Genomic DNA, 18,769 nt, shown 5'->3' on the forward strand with positions numbered 1-18,769 from the left:
TTTTGTACGGATGCCTCCCATACTTTCGGCGTAAGGATCTCGGGCAGGCGAAAGGGGTCCGACTCAAGCCGGACCCCTTCTACGAAAAGTGAGCTAGGGGAGGTCGAACTCTCCCTTGCCGACCCCGTCCAGGAAGGCTGACCACTCTGCGTGAGTGAACGCCAGAACGGGCCCCGATCCGTGATCCTTGGTGTCCCTCACCAGAACCGAGTCATCAGCGCGCCGCATCACCTCGACACAGCTACCGCCGTTGTCGCCCGACGCTTTCGCCTTGGTCCAGACTCCTACCGGCAGACCTGTTGCGTTACTCATAGCGGCTCATCACCTCGCGTATGATCTCCCTGCTGGCGTCAACGGGATGCGCCATGTTGGACAGGGCATCCCATCGCACAATAAGCGCTTGCACGGTCTGAGTGCGATTGGTTACTCGACCTTCCTCGACGCTCTCAATGTAGGCGTGATCAGGTCCGCCGTCTCTCAGAGTAGCCACCTCGAACGCGCCCATCAGGCCCGTGGTCAGCCCTGCCGCAAGGGGTAGCACCCTGACTGTGATGTAAGGAGGATTGAGGATCTCCAGGATTTTCGCCAGCTGCTCGCGCATCACCTCGTTTCCGCCCACCGGTCGGTGAAGAACATTTTCGTCGACCAGCGTCGAATACATCGGAGGTGGCTTACGGAGAAATACAGACTGCCGTCGAATTCGAAGCTGTACCGCTTTCTCGGCTTCATCCTCTGTCGCGCCTGGCTTACCGAGGAAGACTCGCTTAGCGTATCTTTCTGTCTGGAGCAGGCCAGGAATGATCATCGGCTCCGAGGTACGTATGGTGTGCGCGGCGGCCTCTACACGTGGCCACTCCTGGAACCACTTCGGTCCGAGAGAGTTGTGGATCTGCGGGAGGAGCTCCAGGAGCTGCCCGTGGAGGCCAAGAGCCTTCTCGATCTCTCGTGTCAGCGCTTCGCTCGGCTTGCGCATCAAGCGCTCAACGTGCCCCACAGCGCTCTCGCTGTAGGGGAGTCGCTCCGCTAGACGCTCTTGGCTCAACCCTTGTTCCGTCCGGAACGAACGTAGGCGGGAGGCGAATTCCTTCCATGCCTTCCTACCAGAATCCTGCCCATTTTCGGCCATAACAACCCTTTCGACCCTCTGCCCGTACTCCCCCACTTACGGCTAAGCGATGAATCCGGAAGGAACTGTACGCCTACTTTTGATGACTGGACAGGGATAGAACGCCATTGTGAAAGGGCCTACCGAAATCGTGGGGCTGTAAGTCCCGATGCCCCAGGTATGTCCTCACCCAGGGTGGATCCATGTATGCACATAGCCCCCAAGTACACCGGACGTTGCTTCGCGCCAGCCCCGACACTCCACGTCAAGCCCGCCAAATCGTGCGCATATGGTCGGCCCTCGGCTTGGGGCTGAAAAGTGATCTGCTGGAGGATGTCGTGTTGGTGGTCTCCGAATTGGTGACCAACTCCGTGACGCATGCACATTTCCTCCCGGGTCGGGAGTGGGTTCAGCTCAGCATCGATATGGATCCAGCGTCTGTCCGCGTGACAGTGACGGATCCTGGTCATCCCACCGAATATCCGCGACGGCGCCGGACAGACTCGCGGGACTTGAGCGGTCTCGTAGTGGGAGGTAGGGGGCTACAGATCGTTGATCATATTTGCCACGGCGCCTGGGATACGAGCCTGACGGAGAGGCATGAACGCATGGTTCAAGCCCGCATTCCCATAGACCCCCACACCTGATAGGCGCGCACCTGGGCCGATGCTGGGCGGGGCAAGAGGTTCATCCGCCGGACCATCCAACGCGACCGCAGGCACGAAGTACAGGAGAGCTCTATCCGGCCGATCAATGAGGCTCGGGCGATCTGGATGGGATTGTTGTCCGGAAGAGCCCGGTAGAACAGGCGTGGCGGCGAAATCTGGAGGGACGGCGCCGTCACGCCTGCTAATGCCGTGACCGGAAACCTTCGCCGGGTTGCAGGTAGCCTCGGAGAAATGATCACGAAGCGCCCCACGGCACGTGTCATCCTCGTTGACCCCGCCGACCGCGTGCTGATGTTCCGCTTCGTCCCGCCCGACCCCTGGCCCCACGAGCTCGCATGGCACATACCTGGCGGCGGGATCGAGCCAGGCGAATCAGCGGTGGAAGCGGCCTGTCGAGAGGTGTACGAAGAGACCGGCTTCATCATCACGCGCCAAGTACTGGGCGAACCGGTAGCCGTCAACGAGGGAGAGTGGTCCGTTCAAGGAAGCCGCCACTACACCGTTCACACATACTTCTTCGCCCGAGTCTCAACGGCGGAGGTTTCCGGATCTGGAGATGACGGATTCGGGCACCGATGGTGGACCGCGACCGAACTCGATACGACCACGGAGCGGGTCTTTCCGCCCGGTCTCGGCGTTCTACTGAAAGACCTGCTCCAAGGAGTGCGGCACGAACGGCCCGTCGCTCTCGACTGGTGAAATCGTGCATTATGACGGCTCCTGGTGGTTCAGAATCCGATGGCCTCGCGGAGCAGCAGGACGGTGCCGCGCCCTGGGTGGGGTTCCGCGTTGAGGATGAGGAGGCGGTTCAGAGCGCTGGGCCGCCCGTAGGCCTTCATGGCGCGCTCGTTTTCCAGCGGAAGGCAGTGGTCTTCGACGCGCCGCAGCGCGGTGCTCAGGTCGGGGACCACCTTCTGGGCCCCGACGATCCAGATCGCGCGGGGCGCGGCGCCCGAGTAGCCGGCCAACTGGCTTCCGCTGGCCGAGGCGGCCACGAGGGATCCGGTTTCGGTGACCGCGGCGACGCTGCCCACGATGACGTCGGGGCAGGCGATCATCCGCCAGATCTCGGCCGATTGGGTGGCGCGGTCCATGGTCGTGCTGCGTGCCTTGACGGACTCGTACCGCCCGCTGGTGTTGATGTCCTCATCGATGCCGGACAGGCGGAGGGTCTCGCTGGCCCCGGTGAACACGCTGGCGCCCTCCGGGATCAGATCCTTGACGCGGGTACGCGCGGCGGCGGCGTCGTCGAGGATTTCCACGGTGAAACCGTGTGCGGTCAGCGCGGCGGCCGTCCGCTCCAGGCGCTGCTCGGACGCCTGGTCGGCGAACGGTGTTGCCTGCGGGTCAACGGGCGCCCCGCCTGCCAGTGGGGTGGTGTCGAGGTATCTGACCTCGTAGACCCGCTCGCTGAACTTCCAGCCCTCACCGGTGCGCTGGTAGCGGTCGTGGTAGACGGCGTAGTTCAGCACCTCGCGGCCGTCGAGGGTACGTGCGAGCTCTTGCATGTAGGCGCGGCCGGTCGCCGTGTCGCCGTCCAGCTGGATCGCGCCCGGGTGCGTGTTCTGCACGAAGAAGTCCCACTGGCTCTGCAGTCGCTCGCCCACGGAGCGGATCTGCTCCCGGCCGACCATCTCGGCGGGGATGTTGGGCATCCGCAGCGCGCCATCGTGGGTGAACAGGGACGCGAGGCGGGCGCGGTCGCGCATCATCGCCGCGTCGGTGAACTCGGCGCGCAGCGCCTCGATCTCGACGCGGTCAGCGATGGCCTGAAAGTCACTCATCGATATCTCCTGGTTGCCTCGAAGCCGGTGTACGACGGCTTCCTGGGTTGTGTGTTCATCTCAGCAGTTCGACAACGCAACCCCGCTGAATGTGAGGCGCTTGATGGTGCGGCACCAGGTGAGCCAGGAGTTGATCGCAACCGCGCCACGTCACTCGTCCAGATTCGACACGGCGCTGTGTCCGAAGGGGATGACCATGGTCCAGCCCTCGATCAGGTCATTCATGATCTCACCGAACTTCTGCACCGGTTCGTTCTTGATGTGGCGCTCGAAGCCGGCCTCGTCCTTGTAGACCTCGTAGACGTACACCACGTCAGGTTCCGCCTCGACCTCCCACACGTCATGTCGCAGCGTGTCCGGCTCGGAATCCCTGACCACCCGAGCGTTCCAGCGTGCGAACTCCAGGAACTCCGATCGCTTCCCTGGTTTGACGACCAACCTGACGAGTGCTCCGTACATCAGATGCTCCTGCGGATTTCAGCGGGGGTTGGCGGCGCGCCACGCGACGTAGTCGGCGACCGCCGTGGCGAGGTCGAAGGCCGGGGCGAAGCCGATGTCGTGGGTGAGCCAGGTGGTGTCGAGGTAGGGGTCGTCGCCGGGGCCGTTCCGCCGTCCGGGCAGGAGGTCGGGCGGCGGGCCGGGGGTGATCGCCCGTACGGCGTCGGCAAGCTCGCGGTTGGTGAACGGCCGGCCGCTGGAGACGTTGTAGGTGGTGTGCCGCAGGGTTTCCGTGGTCATCAGCAGGGCGATGGCGCGCCCGGCGTCGGGTGCGTAGCAGCTGTCGCCGCCGTCGTCGGCGTACAGCGGCTGCGGCTGTTCACCGCGCAGCGCGGCGTTGATGTACGGCGGGATGGGGTTGAACGGCGATTCCGGGTCCATCAGCGGTCCCCAGATGCTCCCGATCCGGAGCACGACCGGCTGGACCCCGCTGCCCTGGAGGCTGTGTGTGGTGAGCGGCTCGACGGCCTTCTTGAAGGCGATGATCAGGTGCGGCAGGTCGGCGGCGGGCAGCGCGAGCTCTTCGTGCCAGCGGGTCTCGGCCGCGCCGATGTAGACGCCGAGGCTGCTGGCGACGGCGAACCTGCGCACGCCCCAGGCGCGGGCGGCGTCCAGCGCGTTGAGCAGGCCGATCGTGTCCGTACGGAAGAAGCCCACCGGGTCCTTGTCGGGGATGCTGCCGGCGAGGTGGACGATGTCGCTGATGTCGTGGCGATCGGCGAGGGCGAGGAAGGCGTCCCGGTCGGTGACGTCCAGGGATTCCACGGTGACCCGGCCGGCCAGGAACGACGGGACCTCGGTGCGGCGGTGTGCGGTCACCACGACCTCGTGGCCGAGATCGACGAGCGCGCGGGCGGTGTGGGCGCCGATCATGCCCAGCCCTCCGGTGATGAGGATCATCGAGCCACCTCGTAGCGCAGGTGGGTCACGCCGGGTGCCGGGATGGCCTCCAGGAGGCGGAGGTGCACGTGTTTCGGGAGCTCCTGGAAGAAGGGGCGGCCGGCGCCGAGCAGGACAGGCACCTGGTGGAGGATCACTTCGTCGACGAGGCCCGCTTCCAGCGCGGCGGCCAGCACGCCGCCGCCCATGAGGCCGACGTCCTTGCCGTCGGCGAACTGGCGGGCGACCGAGACGGCGTCCTGGATGCCGGTGGTGATCAGGGTCTGCCGCTCGGTGATTTCCGGGGCCGGTCGGTGGCTGAGGAGGATCAGCGGGGCTGCCGGGTGCGGGCTGCCGCCTCCGAAGTGGTCGGAGTCCTCGTAGGTGTTGCGGCCGGCCACGATCGCGCCCACTCGTGCGGCGGCGGCGTCGAAGAGGCGGGCGCTGGGCTCGCTGAGTTTGAATCCGTCGAACGTCTGGCTGGGTGTGTCGCCGTTGAAGTACCAGTCGAACAGCATGTTCGCGTCGCCGAGGCCGCGTCCGGCGCCGGGGTCGCGGCCGGTGATGTAGCCGTCGACCGAGACGGCGTGGGCGCTGATGACCTTGCTCATGTCTTTCCTTCCGGATCAGCTGGCTTGGGGAAGCCGGCGATTCGGTATCGAGCCTGCCGTTCAGGCGGGGCGGGAGGCATCCGTGCCGGCCACGTGCCGGGTACGCGGGCACCACGTGCCGGGGCCACGTACCATGACCTCACATTCCGGTGCGCTGTCTTGTCGAAACTGGTGAGGGCAGATGCGACCAAGGGAGCCGGCTACACCATGACCACCCCACCCGATCCGGGACTGAGCGCGATCATGAGCGAGCGGCGTCAGCTGATCAATGTCGCCTACCGGCTCCTGGGCTCCCTGGCCGAGGCCGAGGATGCCGTCCAAGAGACCTACACCCGCTGGTACGCCATGACCCGGCAGCAGCAGGACGCCATCAAATCCCCCGGTGCCTGGCTGACCACGGTCACCAGCCGCATCTGCCTCAACCTGCTCGGCTCGGCCCGGTCACGGCGAGAGACCTACGTGGGCGAATGGCTCCCCGAGCCGCTGCCCGAACGTACGGAGTGGGTCACGAGCGACACCATGGTCGACCCGGCCGACCGGGTCACCCTGGATGAGTCGGTCAACCTGGCCTTCCTGGTCGTACTGGAGTCGATGACCCCGGCCGAGCGCGTCGCGTTCATCCTGCACGATGTCTTCTGCCACTCCTTCGCCGAGGTGGCCGAGATCGTCGGCCGTACGCCGGCGGCCTGTCGCCAGCTGGCCTCCTCGGCCCGCCGCCGTATCCGGGCCGCGCGGCCTTCCGCGACTCCGGCGGCCCAGCGCGCGGGCGTCGTCAGGGACTTCAAGCAGGCATGGCAGGCCAAGGACATCGACGCCCTCATCGGCCTGCTCGACCCCGACGCCACGGCGATCGCCGACGGCGGCGGCTCTGCTGTCACCTTCCTGCACCCCATCGAAGGCGGCGAGCGGATCGCGCACGCCTGGATCGAGCTCGCCGGCCGGGTGATGAGCAACATGACGTTCCTGGAACGTACGGTCAACGGTCAGCCCGGTCTGGTGGCTCAGGAAAACGGCACCACCGTGACGGTGTACGCGTTCGAGGTCGTGGACGACCGGATCAAGCGCATCTGGGTGGTCCGCAATCCCGACAAACTGCGTCGCTGGACGACGGGCTGAGGCGCGTTCACGCCTCAGCCCGCCGGTCCGCTGCTCGCCGTACATCAGAAGAGCCGTACGTCAGAAGAGCCCGTGCGTCAGAAGAGCCGTACGTCAGAAGACCGGCGCGCCGTCACGCGTCAGGCGCCAGTTGGCGGCGGCGAAGTCGGACGGGTTGATCGTGCCCTTCGCGGTCGCGTAGTCGATCAGCGCCTGGCGGATCTCCACCTGGGCGTTGTACAGGACCGGCGCGCCCGCGACGTGCGGGAACCCGCCGCCGCCCGACTGCCGGTAGTTGTTGATCGCGACCACGAACTCCTTGTCCGCCGGCACCGGCGCGCCCTCGTAGGTGAGGTTCGCGATCCGCTGGCCCACCGGCTTGGCGATGTCGATGTCGTACGACACGCCCGACAGCTGGTCGTAGTTGTAGTCCGGCGTGTTGCCGGCGTTCGTGAGCTTGGCGACGTCCACCGGGTCGCCGGGAGCCAGCTGGTTGAAGTACTTGGCGGAGTACTCCAGGTAGTCCTTGATCTGGGCGCCCGTCAGCTTCACGGCCAGCAGCGTGTTGTCGTACACGTACAGCCCGGCCACGTCACGGACCCGGATGTCGCCGGCGGGGAAGACGGCGGTCCGGCTGAACGGCGCGGCGATCGACAGGACCGGGAGCTGGTTGTCCGGCAGCGCCTGCTTGACGGTCTCGACCTGGACCTGCTGGATGTAGTCGAGGATCGGGGTGTCCTTGTAGGGGGACTCGGCGGCCGAGAGCTGCTCCGACGACTTGGCCACGACCTTGTTGACGTAGCCGACTGTGGCGTCGTGCTGCGGCTTGAGCAGGGCCGTGATCTTCGGGTCCTCGGCGACCGTGTTCGTGTTGAGCGTGGCCGAGGACTTGCCGGTGACCGTCCATCTGCCGCGCTGTTTGGCGAGCTGGAAGTCGATCACGCTGAGGCGCTGGCCCCACTTGCTCGGCTCAGTGAGCAGGACCTGCTTGCCGGTGGCCTGGTTCGTGACGAACCGCTGGGCCACGTCGTTGTGCGCGTGCCCGAACAGCACCGCGTCGATGCCCGGCACCTGCTCGGCGACCATCGCGGAGGCGTTCTCCACGGGCAGGTCACCGCCGTACGACGACATGCCGTTGTCGCCCGCGTGCGCCGTCACCACGACCACGTCGGCGCCCAGGCCACGGATGATCGGCACCCACTTCTTGGCCGACGCCACCAGGTCGGTGAAGCGGAGTTTGCCCTCGACGTTCGCCTTGTCCCAGATCGCGACACCCGGGTTCGTCAGGCCGAGCACACCCACCTTGACCGGCTTGTCGCCCTTGACGTTCATGGTCTTGATCACGAACGGCAGGTAGGCGGGCCGGCCGGTCTTCGCGCTGACGGCGTTCGCGCCGAGCACCGGGGCCTTCATCTGGTGGATCCAGGTGGCCAGCAGGGGCAGGCCGTAGTTGAACTCGTGGTTCCCCAGGGTGACGGCGTCGTAGCCGATGGCGTTCATCGCCTTGGCCATCGGGTGAACCGGGCCGTTCCTGGTGATCGGCTCGACCTTGGCGTAGTAGTACGCCAGCGGGGTGCCCTGGATGGTGTCACCCGAGTCGAACAGCAGCGTCCGGCCGGCGCCGCGTTCCGCTCGCACCTTGTTGACCAGCGTCGACACCTTGGCCAGGCCGACGTTGTTGCCGGCGCTGTCAGCGTAGGCCGCGTCCTTGTAGTAATCCCAGTTGAGGACGTTGCCGTGGAGGTCGGAGGTGCCCATCACGGTGACGGTGACGGTCTTGTCACCGGTCGCGTTCGCGGGCACGCCCATCAGGGCCAGCGCGGTCAGCGCGACGGCCCCCAGCTTCATGGTGTGCATGGCGTGGACAGTAATTGCGGCAAGTAACCCATGGATTACGGACCCCCGTCACGTCAGAGGGACTTGACCGAGGCGTCCTCGGCGGGGATCTCCTTCGGGGAGGCGCGCAGCCAGCGGCAGCCGTGCGGGTCCATCGTCAGCCGGGCCACGCCCTCCTCCGAGACCTCCAGCGTCCCGTCCACCAGGAGGTCCGTGAGCGTGTGCGTCTCCAGGCCCACCAGCTTCAGCTCCACGTCCTGGGCGGTTTCGCCGAGGTTGTGGATCGCCACCACCGTGGCGCCGTCGGCGTCGGAGCGGTGCGCCAGGATCGCCGGATCGGCCGTCTCCAGCACCGTGCAGTCGCCCCAGGCCAGCTCGGGGCACTCCCGGTAGCGCTCGATGAGCAGCTGGAACCAACGCAGCAACGAGTCATTGTCCCGCTTCTGGTCGGCCACGTTGATGCGAGCGGGAGCGAAGGCGGCCTCCGGCATCTCGCGTTCGGGGGTGCCGCGGGAGAAGCCGCCGTCCGGTGACCACTGCATCGGCGTCCGTACGGCCATGCGGCCCTCCGCCTTGAGGTTCTCGCCCATGCCGATCTCTTCGCCGTAGAACATGACGGGGGTGCCGGGAAGGGAGAAGAGCAGGCTGTAGGCCATCTTGATGCGGCGTATGTCCCCGCCCATCATGGTCGGCAGGCGTCGGCGCAGGCCACGGCCGTAGATCTGCATGTCCTTCTCGGGGCCGAACGCCTGGAAGATCTCCTGGCGTTCCTTGTCCGTGAGCTTGTCCAGCGTCAGCTCGTCGTGGTTGCGGAGGAACATCGCCCACTGGCAGTCCTTGGGCGGTCTGGGGCGAGAGCTGAGCGCGTCGGCGAGCGGCCCGGCCTCGCCGCGCGCCAGCGACAGCCATGCGCGCTGCATGCCGATGAAGTCGAAGCACATGGTGAGCTGGTCGCCGAGCCCGTCGCCGAAGTACGGGAGCAGGCCCTTGTAGGGCAGGTTGACCTCGCCGAGCAGCACCGAGGCGCCCTCGCGCCGGGTCATGAAGGCGCGCAGGTCCGCCAGGAACTCGTGCGGGTCGGCCAGTTGGGGCTGGACGTTCTCGATGAGGAACGGCACGGCGTCGACCCTGAACCCCGACAGCCCGAGCTCCATCCAGAAGCCCAGGATCCGGGCGATCTCATCGCGGACCTCGGGGTTGCTGACGTTCAGGTCGGGCTGGTGGCGGTAGAAACTGTGCAGGTAGTACTGGCCGGTGGAGGTGTCGAGCTGCCAGATGCTGTCCTCCTTGTCGGGGAAGACCACCTGCTTGGGGTCGTCGGGTTCCGGTTTGTCCGACCAGACGTACCAGTCGCGCTTGGGCGACTTCTTGCTGGAGCGCGACTCGATGAACCAGGGATGCTGGTCGGAGGTGTGGTTCACGACCAGGTCCGCGATCACCCGCAGGCCGCGGTCCTTGGCGGTGCGCATGAACTCCACGAAGTCGCCCAGCGTCCCGAGCCTCGGGTCGATGGCATAGAAGTCGGTGATGTCGTAGCCGTCGTCCCTGTTGGGGGTGGGGAAGAACGGCATCAGCCACAGACAGGTGACCCCGAGCCCCGCCAGGTAGTCGATCTCCTGCGTGAGCCCCCGGAAGTCGCCGACCCCATCGTCGTTCCCGTCCTTGAACGTCTCGACGTCGAGACAATAGACGACGGCATTCTTCCACCACAGATCAGACGTGTAGGTCAGTCGCATGACGCCACCGCTACCCAGCGGCGGCGCTCACATTCAGACGCATACGCCGGACAGGTCCCATACACCCGTAGTGGCCATTGTCGCTAAGATCTCCAGCGGCAAGGCTGTAGCGCAGAGGTCGTCGCGCCTTACAGCAGGTTGGAGGACGTCGGTTCGAATCCGACCAGCCTTGCCCTAATCGTGGACGTCATCGGTGGGGGTGTGGGTGTCGGTCGTCGATCCTGACTTGACCGGCACACCGCCGCCCGAATCAGGAACCCTCCCCAACCCGGCTGAGGTCGAGACCTGCCTGCGGGTGCTGGCCCAGGCACGCGCCGCGGATCCGGCTGATCCCCGATGGGCGGCCGTGCACGAGGCCGCGGCGCACCTGTACCGGGCGGGGAAGAAGACCCGAAAGGCGTCGCGGCACGCCGAGCGCAGGCGACGCGACCACGAGGCGACGGCGGCCACGGCGCGCTATCGAGAGCAGGATCCATCCCCCGCGCTCGTCCCGCCGGCAGCCCCGACGGGCCCCCAGGGTGACGCGCCGACCCGGCGCCCGCTGGTGGGCACGCGACGCTGTTATGTCTGCAAGTCCGCCTACCAGCAGGTACATCCGGAATACCACCTGCTGTGCCCGGACTGCGCCGAGGAGAACCTGGCCCGCCGGCACGCTCACTGCGATCTACGTGGCCGCCGGGCGATCGTGACCGGGGGGCGGGTGAAGATCGGTTTCCAGCTGACGCTGAAGCTGCTGCGCGACGGCGCGGACGTCCTGGTCACCACCCGCTTCCCGCGGGATGCCGCCCGTCGGTTCGCGGCCGTGCCCGACGCCGAAGCCTGGCTGGACCGGGTACACGTCCACGGGGTGGACCTGCTCGACCTGGCGTCCGTCGCGGGTCTGCTGGAGTCCGTTCAGCGGCGTTTCAGTCATCTCGACATCCTCGTCAACAATGCGGCCCAGACGATCCGCCGACCCGGCGCGTACCACCGTGAGGTGCGCGCGGCGGAGTGCGCGCCGCTGAGCGGGCTGGCCGCGCGGATCGACGTGGCGGACGTGTCGGGAACGGTCGCGCCCGCCGTCGCCGCGCGGATCGACGTGGCGGATGTGTTGGGGACGGTCACGCCCGCCGTCGCCGCGCGGCCGGTGCCCGCGCCGGCGATCGCGGCTCTTTCGGACTCTGGGCAGGCCGTCACGCGGCGGGACACCCTGGAGGAGCTGTTCCCCGCCGGGCGGACGGACGAGACCGGTCAGCCGCTGGACCTGCGCGATCGCAACAGCTGGAGTCTCCGGCTGCACGAGGTGGACCCGGCCGAATGGCTGGAGGTCCAGTTGGTGAACTCCTTCGCGCCGTTCTTGCTGACGTCCCGGCTGCGCGGCCTGCTCGAGGCCTCGCCGTGGCCGGACCGGTACGTCGTACAGGTCTCGGCGATGGAGGGCAGCTTTTCCCGGGAGCAGAAGACCGTCCGCCATCCGCACACCAACATGGCCAAGGCCGCCCTGAACATGCTGACCCGCACCGCCGCCGCGGACTACGCGGCCTCGGGCATCTACATGAACAGCGTCGACACCGGCTGGGTCACCGACGAACGCCCTCATCCGGACAAGACCGCGCAGCGGGAGGCGGGATTCCGCCCGCCGCTGGACGTCATCGATGGCGCCGCCCGGGTCTACGACCCGATCGTGCGCGGTGTGGGCGGGAACCGGATGTCCGGCCTGTTCTTGAAGGACTACCGACCGGTGGATTGGTGATGATGGAGCCGACGCCCGTACGCTGCCCCGCGATCGAGCACGTTGACGTGCCGCCGGCCGATCCGGCGGACCTGGGTCCGCTGGTCGCCCGGCTGGCCGAACCGACCCGGGTGGCGGCCGACGAGACCTTCCCGCTCGGCACCGTACGGCCCGATGGCCGAGTCGATCTGTGCAAGCAGGGCCTCGGCCCGGCTGGCGCGGCGCGGCTGCTCCCGGCCGCGGTGGCCTCGCCGCATGCCGTCCATCTGCTGCTGGGCACCAACGCCATCGGCAACGATGGCGCCCGGACCATCGCCGACGCGCTCGTTCCCGGCCACGGCCTGGAGACTCTCTACCTCGGCTGCAACCGCATCGACGCGGCGGGCGCCGAGGCGCTCGCCGGTCGGCTGGCCACGGACACCACCGTGCGCGCCGTCTGGCTCAAGCGGAACCCGGTGGGCGACGACGGAGTCCTCGCCCTCGCCGCGATGCTGCGCCAGAACACCACGATCCGCACGCTCGACCTGGTCAACACCGGGCTCACGCGGCAGGGGCTGCGGGCGCTGCTGGTCGTGCTCACCGAGCGGCCGAATCCGGTCGAACGGCTGTTTCTGGGCGGCAACGGGCTGGGCTCGGAGTCCGGCGACCTGCTGGCCGCGCTGATCCGGGACGCCGGGGTACGCGAGCTCTACCTTCCGGCGAACCATCTCGGCGACGCCGGTGCGGCCACGCTCGCCGCGGCGGCCGACCCCGCCCGGCCGGTGCGCCTGGGCCTCGGTGGCAACGGCATCGGGCCGGACGGCGCCCGCGCGCTGGCCGACGCGCTCGGCGGCATCGAGGCACTCGACCTGGGACGTCCGCCATCGGAGCGGAGCCTCGGCGCACCCCCGAACGTCACCGGAGACACGGGCGCGGCCGTGCTGGCCGCGGCTCTGCCCGGCAGCCCCCTGCGCCGGCTGGAGCTGCGCCGGACCGGGATCACCGGCCGTGGCGCCAAGGCCCTGCTGGCCGCCGTTCCCGACGACACCCGTCTGGAATACGTCGGGTTCGGCCCCGGCGTGCCCCGCCAGGTGAAGCGTGCGCTGGCGCCACGGCTGCGTCCCACCGCCCGGACCCATCCGGACCTGCACGCGATCGGGAGCCTCTACCGGTGAGCGCGGCGCTCCCACCGGCCGGTCTGCCACCTCGTACGCCGTCCCGTTCGTATCCGCCGCACGAGGCGTCCCGGTTACGGCGGATCCGGCGGTACGCGGTGCCCTCGTGGATGATCGATCAGGCGACCGAACGACGGCTCGCCGGCGACTGGCGTGGCGCCTGCGCCGCCGCCAACGTCGATGTCGCGTTCGACCTGGCCGACATCGCGAACGCGCACGGCGACGCCGTCGCCACGGCACTCGAAGACGACCTGTGCAACTTCGCCCCGGACCTGCTGCGCTGGCACCTGCCCCGCCTGGACCGCGGGCGTACGACGATCGTGCCCGACCAGCTGATGGTCCTAGGGCGGCTGGGTGGGGCCTCAGACGCCCCGTACCTGTACCTCCAGACGCCTCGCTGGATGGTCCACGGCCCGCAGCGGCTGCACCTGCACGTCGGGCCGGTTCACCACCAGGACACCTATCTGGATACCGACTTGGCGTACTGCGCGTTCTGGCGCGACGTCGTCCAGAACTGGAGCTCGTCGCGTCACCTGTGGGATGTCCGCCATACCGACGACCTGCGTGAACGCTGCGGCGGCGACAAGGCTCGGGCGCCGTTCTTCCACAGCGACGGCACGCCGCGCGGGGCGGAAGAGCTTCCCACGGCCGACCCCGGCCGCGCCGACCCGGCGTCGCTCACCGAGTGGGTCACGCTGCTGCACGAACGTGGCGAGGTCGAAGCGGCGTTCGCAGCCGCCGGCATCGATCTGGACGCCGCGCCGCTTGAGGTCGAACCCTATTACGGGGTGAATCGCGTTGATCCGCTCAACGTTCTCGCGCGGATGCCCCTTGCCTTGACCCGGGTGGAGGCGGAGATCCGTCGCCTTGCGGCCTCAGCGGGAACGGACCGTTTCTGGCTTCCCTACCGGCAGTACGCGGCGGTCCTCTTCGAGACCGACGGATCGGATGCGGGGCTGCGCGTCCGATTCGTCGAATTCGAGATGGGCACGGAGCCCGCGGACACGGTGCTCCCCGAAGCGTGCTGGCGCCGCCTGCCCGACCTTGACCTGCTGCGGGACGGCTATCCGCCGGAGCGGCTCCATCCGCTCGTACGCGAGGCCCTGTTCCCCAGCCGCGCCGTGCACGGCGTTCCTGCCGGGCCGTCCGAGCCGGAACTCCCGAAGCCGGCCCGGATCCGCTGCCGCGGCGAGTGGCACGAGGTGTCCTTCGGTGACGGCGTCCTTCACATCCCCCACAGTGCGGAGGAGCAGCAGCGGGAGGCCGCCATGCGGGCGTTCGGGGGCGCGATCGCCGGATGCTTCGCCGTACGGCACACGTGGACGTCCGGAACCGGACGGCTCCCCAAGGCCCTGCGCGACCAGCGAGGGGAGCTATTCTCGCGGGCCCAGCACGGCGACCTCCCGGGAGTCTTACAGCTGCTGGACGCCGGCGTGGATCCACGCGTCCGTGATGGCCGACAACGCACCCTGCTCCACATGCTGCACCTGCTCGATTCCGGCGCCGATCCGAGGGTGCACGGCCGTCCAAAGCGCGAGCCGGCCCACCAGTTGCCACACCTCGACCATGATGGTCTGCTCGGGCGGCTCCTGGCGGTGGGCCTGGACATCGACGCCAGGGACGAGGACCAGCGCACGCCGCTGTTCTCCGCGATCTGCGGGGACGGTTCGGTGGCGCTCGTCCACGCACTGCTCACCGCAGGGGCACGGATCGACCTGACCGGCGAGATCCACGGCGAGCCCATCTCGCTCCACCGCCTGCTCACCTTGCTCGATCGCGATGACCTGGACTTCATCGCGGATCGGATCGAACTCGAGCATCCGGAACTCACCGAGTAACAGTGAACGCCGTCAGCACGCCAGTCCCCGGCCCCACGGCCGGCACACCCGCGCCCGAGGCAGCGCCGCGCCGCACGCCGTCATACCCACCGGACGAGGCGTCGAGCCGGCGGCGGATCCTGCGGTACGCCGTTCCCCGGTGGATGATCGAGCGGGCCACCGAGCGACGGCTCGACGGAGACTGGCGCGGCGCCTGCGCCGTCGCGAACGTCGATGTCGCGTTCGACCTGGCCGACATCGCCCGGGAGCATGGCGGCGCCGTCGCGGCCGCCGTCGAGGACGACCTCCGCCATTTCGCACCGGACCTGCTGCGCTGGCATCTGCCGCGCGTCCTGGGGGGACGTACGACGATCCGCAACGACCAGACGGTGACGCTGGCCGGCTACCCGGGTGCGGCCAAGGCCGCGCGGTATCTGCACGTCACCACACCCACCATGGTGAACGGGCCGCAGCGGCTACTCCTGTGCTTCGGCCGGATCGACGATGCAGGCGGCCAGGGTCGACCTCGAGGCCGAGGACCACAACCGGCGCACGGCGCTGCACGTGGCGGTCGGGGAGAACGGCTCCGTCGCGCTGGTCCGGGCGCTGCTGGCCGCCGGAGCGAACCCCGACGTCGCCGACGACACGGGCCAGTCGCTCTCCCAGCTCATCCGCTTCTACAAGCGCACCGACCTGGACTTCCTCCTGGCCCTGCTGGACCGGGACCGTAGAACGAGGAACAGTGAACGTCACCGATGAGAGCTTCGCACCGGATCCGCTGGCCGCGGCCGACGAGCTGGTCCGCCGGCTCGGCTCCCAGCGGACGGAGCCGGCCACGAACCCGCAGTTGGAGGCGCTGGCGCTCGCGGTGTCGGCGAACCTGCCCGTGCTGTTGTGGGGCGAGCCGGGGATCGGCAAGTCCGCCGGCCTCCAGCAGCTGGCCGCCGGGCTCGGCGTCCCGCTGGAGACGGTGATCGCGAGCGTGCACGAGCCCTCCGACTTCGCCGGCCTTCCGATCATCGGTGATGATCCGGCCACCACCGGGGTGCCGATGGCCCCACCGGACTGGGCGGTGCGGCTGGCCGCGGCCGGGCGCGGCGTCGTGTTCTTCGACGAACTGTCCTCCGCTCCCCCCGCCGTCCAGGCGGCGCTGCTGCGGGTCGTCCTCGAACGCCAGGTCGGCAGCCTGCCGCTCCCCGAGTCGGTCCGGGTGGTCGCCGCCGCCAACCCGCCGTCCAGCGCCGCGGACGGCTGGCACCTCAGCCCGCCACTGGCGAACCGGTTCGTCCACCTGCAGTGGACGCACGACCCGCGGACGGTCGCCCGAGGCATGGCCGGAACCTGGCCGGCCGTGCCTCTGCCCCTCATCGACCCGGCCCGGGTGCCCAGCGCGGTGGCCCGCGCCCGCGGGGTGGTCTCCGGGTTCCTCACCGCACGGCCCGGCCTGGCCCACCACCTGCCCGGCGACGCGGAGAGCCGGGGCCACGCCTGGCCGTCGCCGCGTACCTGGGAGATGGCGCTGCGCCTGCTGGCGGTGGGGTACGCCGCCGGCGCCGACCAGAAGGCGGTCGCGGCCGCGGTGATCGGCGCGGTGGGCGACGGCGCGGGTCTGGAGCTGCTGGCCTACCTCGAACAGCTCGACCTGCCCGACCCGGACCGCGTTCTGGCCAACCCGGACGCCTTCGCGCTACCGGAGAGAGGCGACCGGCAGCTCGCCTTCCTGACGGCCATCGTCTCAGCGGTGCAGAGCGACCTCACGCGGCGGCGCTGGGAGGCCGGCTGGACGGTGCTGGCCAAGGCCGTCGACGCCGGCGTACCCGACGTCGCGGCCCGGGCCGCCGGGGATCTCGCGGCGATGCGTGACACCGACTGGCCGGTGCCGAGCGGCATTGACGCCTTCCTCGATCTGCTCCAGCTGTCCGGCGCGCTGCCGAGCGCCCTCTGACCCGTGGCCGAATTCGACCGGGTCAAGTTGCTCGCCGCGCGCTACCGTGCCGCGAGCGACCGGCCGTACCTCGCCTCCGCGCTCTACTCGCTGACGGTCGTGCCGAGCAGCGGCGTTCCGACGATGGCCGTCGACCGGCACTGGCGGTGCTACGTGTCACCGGCGTTCGTCGCGGCGACGCCCGTTCCCGAGCTCGCGGGCGTATGGATCCATGAGGTGGCTCACCTGCTGCGCGACCACCACGGCCGTGCGGACCGGCTGCCGGCCGCCGACCAGCGCGACCGGTTTCGCGTGAACGTCGCCCAGGACTGCGAGATCAACGATGACCTGCTCGCCGACGGGCTGGCACTGCCGGAAGGCCGGGTGGAACCCGGCACCTTCGGGCTGACGGCCGGACGGCTGTTCGAGGAGTATCTTCCGCAGCTGCCGCCGTCCGCCGTCTGCTCCGACTGCGGCTCCGGCGCCCACGGCTCGCCGGGTGATTGGGAGATCACCGGTGACGGCGGGCCGGGCGGCGTCAGCACGGTCGAGTCCGAGGCGCTGCGCCGGCATACCGCCGAGGCGATGCGCGCCCACCGGCGCAACCGCGGCAGCCTCCCGGCCGGCTGGCAGCGCTGGGCGGAGCAGATCCTGGAACCGACGATCGACTGGCGCCGGGTGCTCGCGGGCGCCGTACGGGAGGCGGTCGCCTGGGCCGCCGGGGCGGTCGACTACACCTACCGCCGCCCGTCCCGCCGCACCGCCGCACTGCGCGGCGTCGTGCTGCCGAGCCTGCGCCGCCCGCTGCCGGCCGTCGCGATCGTCATCGACACCTCGGGGTCCATGGGCGAGGACGACCTCGCGGTGGCCCTTGCCGAGGTCACCGGTGTACTGCGGGAAGTCGGCGTCGGCGGTAACCGGGTCACGGTGCTCGCCTGCGATGCCGACGTGCGGACCGCTGCTCGGGTGACGTCCGCGCAGCAGGTGAATCTCGCCGGTGGGGGCGGCACGGACATGCGGGTCGGCATCACGGCGGCCCTCGCCCTGCCCGAACGGCCCGGCGTCGTGATCGTGCTGACCGATGGCTTCACTCCGTGGCCCGACGCGCCGTCGTCGGCCCGCCTCATCGCCGCGCTCATCGGCACGGACCCGCCGCCCCCACCCGCCTGGGTCGAGGCCATCCGCATTCCCGCGGGATAAAGCGGCGGCGTACACCTTCAGAGCACGCGGTCCGCTGTCCCTGTGGGCACGACCCACTGTGTGGGCTGGCCGGTGATCGATGCGACCACATCGAAGTCACCGTCGTAGTGGAGCACGGTCGCCCGGTGACGTTCGGCAGTGGCGGCGATAAGGAGATCCGCCATGGACAGGGCACGGTGAAAACCACGCTCCAACGCGACGCCCTGAACCTCGAGCACGCGCTCGAACACCTCGTCGCCGCAGTAGAGAAAGTTGAAGCCGCGCAGCAGGAAGCGGATACGGGCCATGTCCGGCTTGTTGCGAGCGCTGTAGACCATCTCCCATTCCACCGCCGCGCAGGTGGCCAGGACGCCCCGGTCACTGAAATCGTCCAGAACCCGGCAGACGGAGGGATGGCCCCAGCGCGCGAGCGCCGACTTGTCAGCGAGGTAATCGCTCACGCAGCACCTTGTTGCGTGGAACGCTGAAGGGTGCCGTCGGCATTGCGGGGACCGGTGTTCTCCACGATCTCGCTGAGGTCGAGCTCCCCGCTCTTGATCGCGTTCGCGAGCTCCTGACGGAGATGGCGCTTGACGGCATCCTCCATGGCCATGCGCACAGCCTTCGCTTTGGTCTTTGAGCCGTAGATGCGCATGGCCTCGGCCACCATCTCGTCATCAAGGTCGATGACAGTTCGGGACATGACAGGACCCTTCCGTTAGCCAGGCTTCCCCCAAACGATACCGCATACGCAGAAAGATAGATATCATTT

General features: G+C 68.7%; 20 protein-coding genes and 1 tRNA gene. 10 read left to right on the plus strand and 11 right to left on the minus strand.

Going from position 1 to position 18,769, the window contains the following annotated elements:
• Nucleotides 1-93: 93 nt before the first annotated feature.
• Together AB0B61_RS24255 and AB0B61_RS24260 are read right to left on the minus strand one after the other, a co-directional pair.
• Complete coding sequence (locus AB0B61_RS24255; RefSeq protein ID WP_358435767.1) at nucleotides 94-312, minus strand: DUF397 domain-containing protein; 219 nt, start codon at nucleotides 310-312, stop codon at nucleotides 94-96.
• The gene (locus tag AB0B61_RS24260) at nucleotides 305-1,126 is read right to left on the minus strand and encodes a helix-turn-helix transcriptional regulator (RefSeq protein ID WP_358436356.1); all 822 of its coding nucleotides are present in this window, start codon (nucleotides 1,124-1,126) and stop codon (nucleotides 305-307) included. Before AB0B61_RS24260 ends, AB0B61_RS24255 begins: the two co-directional genes overlap by 8 nt.
• Nucleotides 1,127-1,308: 182 nt before the next feature.
• Between AB0B61_RS24260 and AB0B61_RS24265 the strand changes: the two genes are divergently transcribed.
• Both AB0B61_RS24265 and AB0B61_RS24270 read left to right on the plus strand, forming a co-directional pair.
• Nucleotides 1,309-1,752, plus strand: a complete 444-nt coding sequence (locus AB0B61_RS24265; RefSeq protein ID WP_358435770.1) for an ATP-binding protein — start codon at nucleotides 1,309-1,311, stop codon at nucleotides 1,750-1,752.
• 252 nt (nucleotides 1,753-2,004) lie between these two features.
• Complete coding sequence (locus AB0B61_RS24270) at nucleotides 2,005-2,472, plus strand: NUDIX domain-containing protein (RefSeq protein ID WP_358435772.1); 468 nt, start codon at nucleotides 2,005-2,007, stop codon at nucleotides 2,470-2,472.
• A gap of 29 nt (nucleotides 2,473-2,501) precedes the next feature.
• Here the strand turns inward: AB0B61_RS24270 and AB0B61_RS24275 are convergent, their stop codons facing one another.
• The 4 genes from AB0B61_RS24275 to AB0B61_RS24290 all read right to left on the minus strand — a co-directional run bounded on the left by AB0B61_RS24275 (nucleotide 2,502) and on the right by AB0B61_RS24290 (nucleotide 5,545).
• A complete protein-coding gene (locus tag AB0B61_RS24275) occupies nucleotides 2,502-3,557 on the minus strand; it encodes a nuclear transport factor 2 family protein (protein ID WP_358435775.1) in 1,056 nt (351 codons plus the stop codon).
• Nucleotides 3,558-3,707: 150 nt separating this feature from the next.
• A complete protein-coding gene (locus AB0B61_RS24280) occupies nucleotides 3,708-4,016 on the minus strand; it encodes an antibiotic biosynthesis monooxygenase (protein ID WP_358435778.1) in 309 nt (102 codons plus the stop codon).
• 18 nt (nucleotides 4,017-4,034) lie between these two features.
• Nucleotides 4,035-4,955: an NAD(P)-dependent oxidoreductase gene (locus AB0B61_RS24285; RefSeq protein ID WP_358435781.1), complete on the minus strand. Its 921-nt coding sequence runs from the start codon at nucleotides 4,953-4,955 to the stop codon at nucleotides 4,035-4,037.
• Nucleotides 4,952-5,545: a dihydrofolate reductase family protein gene (locus AB0B61_RS24290; protein ID WP_358435784.1), complete on the minus strand. Its 594-nt coding sequence runs from the start codon at nucleotides 5,543-5,545 to the stop codon at nucleotides 4,952-4,954. The genes AB0B61_RS24285 and AB0B61_RS24290 overlap by 4 nt, the downstream gene beginning before the upstream one ends.
• A gap of 207 nt (nucleotides 5,546-5,752) precedes the next feature.
• Here AB0B61_RS24290 and sigJ point away from each other — a divergent pair, with 207 nt between their 5' ends.
• A complete protein-coding gene (gene sigJ / locus AB0B61_RS24295; RefSeq protein ID WP_358435787.1) occupies nucleotides 5,753-6,661 on the plus strand; it encodes an RNA polymerase sigma factor SigJ in 909 nt (302 codons plus the stop codon).
• Between the two features lie 93 nt (nucleotides 6,662-6,754).
• Here the strand turns inward: sigJ and AB0B61_RS24300 are convergent, their stop codons facing one another.
• Nucleotides 6,755-8,497 (minus strand): 5'-nucleotidase C-terminal domain-containing protein, encoded by a 1,743-nt coding sequence (locus tag AB0B61_RS24300; RefSeq protein WP_358435789.1) that lies wholly within the window; start codon nucleotides 8,495-8,497, stop codon nucleotides 6,755-6,757.
• Nucleotides 8,498-8,550: 53 nt separating this feature from the next.
• Nucleotides 8,551-10,212, minus strand: a complete 1,662-nt coding sequence (locus AB0B61_RS24305) for an alpha-amylase family protein (RefSeq protein WP_358435792.1) — start codon at nucleotides 10,210-10,212, stop codon at nucleotides 8,551-8,553.
• A gap of 100 nt (nucleotides 10,213-10,312) precedes the next feature.
• Here AB0B61_RS24305 and AB0B61_RS24310 point away from each other — a divergent pair.
• The 4 genes from AB0B61_RS24310 (at nucleotide 10,313) to AB0B61_RS24325 (ending at nucleotide 14,915) form a co-directional block, all read left to right on the plus strand.
• A tRNA-OTHER gene (locus tag AB0B61_RS24310) sits at nucleotides 10,313-10,384 on the plus strand.
• Between the two features lie 21 nt (nucleotides 10,385-10,405).
• A complete protein-coding gene (locus AB0B61_RS24315; protein ID WP_358435794.1) occupies nucleotides 10,406-11,944 on the plus strand; it encodes an SDR family NAD(P)-dependent oxidoreductase in 1,539 nt (512 codons plus the stop codon).
• Nucleotides 11,944-13,077, plus strand: a complete 1,134-nt coding sequence (locus tag AB0B61_RS24320; protein WP_358435796.1) for a gala protein — start codon at nucleotides 11,944-11,946, stop codon at nucleotides 13,075-13,077. The genes AB0B61_RS24315 and AB0B61_RS24320 overlap by 1 nt, the downstream gene beginning before the upstream one ends.
• The gene (locus AB0B61_RS24325) at nucleotides 13,074-14,915 is read left to right on the plus strand and encodes a hypothetical protein (RefSeq protein ID WP_358435798.1); all 1,842 of its coding nucleotides are present in this window, start codon (nucleotides 13,074-13,076) and stop codon (nucleotides 14,913-14,915) included. Before AB0B61_RS24320 ends, AB0B61_RS24325 begins: the two co-directional genes overlap by 4 nt.
• An 80-nt stretch (nucleotides 14,916-14,995) precedes the next feature.
• On the opposite strand, the gene AB0B61_RS24330 is transcribed toward AB0B61_RS24325, so the two are convergent.
• Nucleotides 14,996-15,235, minus strand: a complete 240-nt coding sequence (locus tag AB0B61_RS24330) for a hypothetical protein (RefSeq protein WP_358435801.1) — start codon at nucleotides 15,233-15,235, stop codon at nucleotides 14,996-14,998.
• A gap of 163 nt (nucleotides 15,236-15,398) precedes the next feature.
• On the opposite strand from AB0B61_RS24330, the gene AB0B61_RS24335 reads away from it, so the two are divergent.
• The 3 genes from AB0B61_RS24335 to AB0B61_RS24345 are packed head-to-tail and all read left to right on the plus strand — an operon-like array spanning nucleotide 15,399 to nucleotide 18,018.
• Nucleotides 15,399-15,653, plus strand: coding sequence for an ankyrin repeat domain-containing protein (locus AB0B61_RS24335; protein ID WP_358435804.1), 255 nt, complete (start codon nucleotides 15,399-15,401; stop codon nucleotides 15,651-15,653).
• Nucleotides 15,637-16,839: an AAA family ATPase gene (locus AB0B61_RS24340; protein WP_358435807.1), complete on the plus strand. Its 1,203-nt coding sequence runs from the start codon at nucleotides 15,637-15,639 to the stop codon at nucleotides 16,837-16,839. Before AB0B61_RS24335 ends, AB0B61_RS24340 begins: the two co-directional genes overlap by 17 nt.
• Before the next feature lie 3 nt (nucleotides 16,840-16,842).
• A complete protein-coding gene (locus AB0B61_RS24345; protein ID WP_358435809.1) occupies nucleotides 16,843-18,018 on the plus strand; it encodes a VWA-like domain-containing protein in 1,176 nt (391 codons plus the stop codon).
• A gap of 17 nt (nucleotides 18,019-18,035) precedes the next feature.
• On the opposite strand, the gene AB0B61_RS24350 is transcribed toward AB0B61_RS24345, so the two are convergent.
• Both AB0B61_RS24350 and AB0B61_RS24355 read right to left on the minus strand, forming a co-directional pair.
• On the minus strand, nucleotides 18,036-18,458 hold the full coding sequence (locus AB0B61_RS24350; RefSeq protein WP_358435812.1) for a PIN domain nuclease: 423 nt from the start codon (nucleotides 18,456-18,458) through the stop codon (nucleotides 18,036-18,038).
• Nucleotides 18,455-18,700 carry a type II toxin-antitoxin system VapB family antitoxin gene (locus AB0B61_RS24355; RefSeq protein WP_357651335.1) on the minus strand — a complete coding sequence of 82 codons (246 nt, stop codon included), beginning with the start codon at nucleotides 18,698-18,700 and terminating at the stop codon, nucleotides 18,455-18,457. Before AB0B61_RS24355 ends, AB0B61_RS24350 begins: the two co-directional genes overlap by 4 nt.
• Between the last annotated feature and the right edge of the window lie 69 nt (nucleotides 18,701-18,769).

The organism is Nonomuraea sp. NPDC049158, assembly GCF_040648335.1.
Classification (GTDB): Bacteria; Actinomycetota; Actinomycetes; order Streptosporangiales; family Streptosporangiaceae; genus Nonomuraea.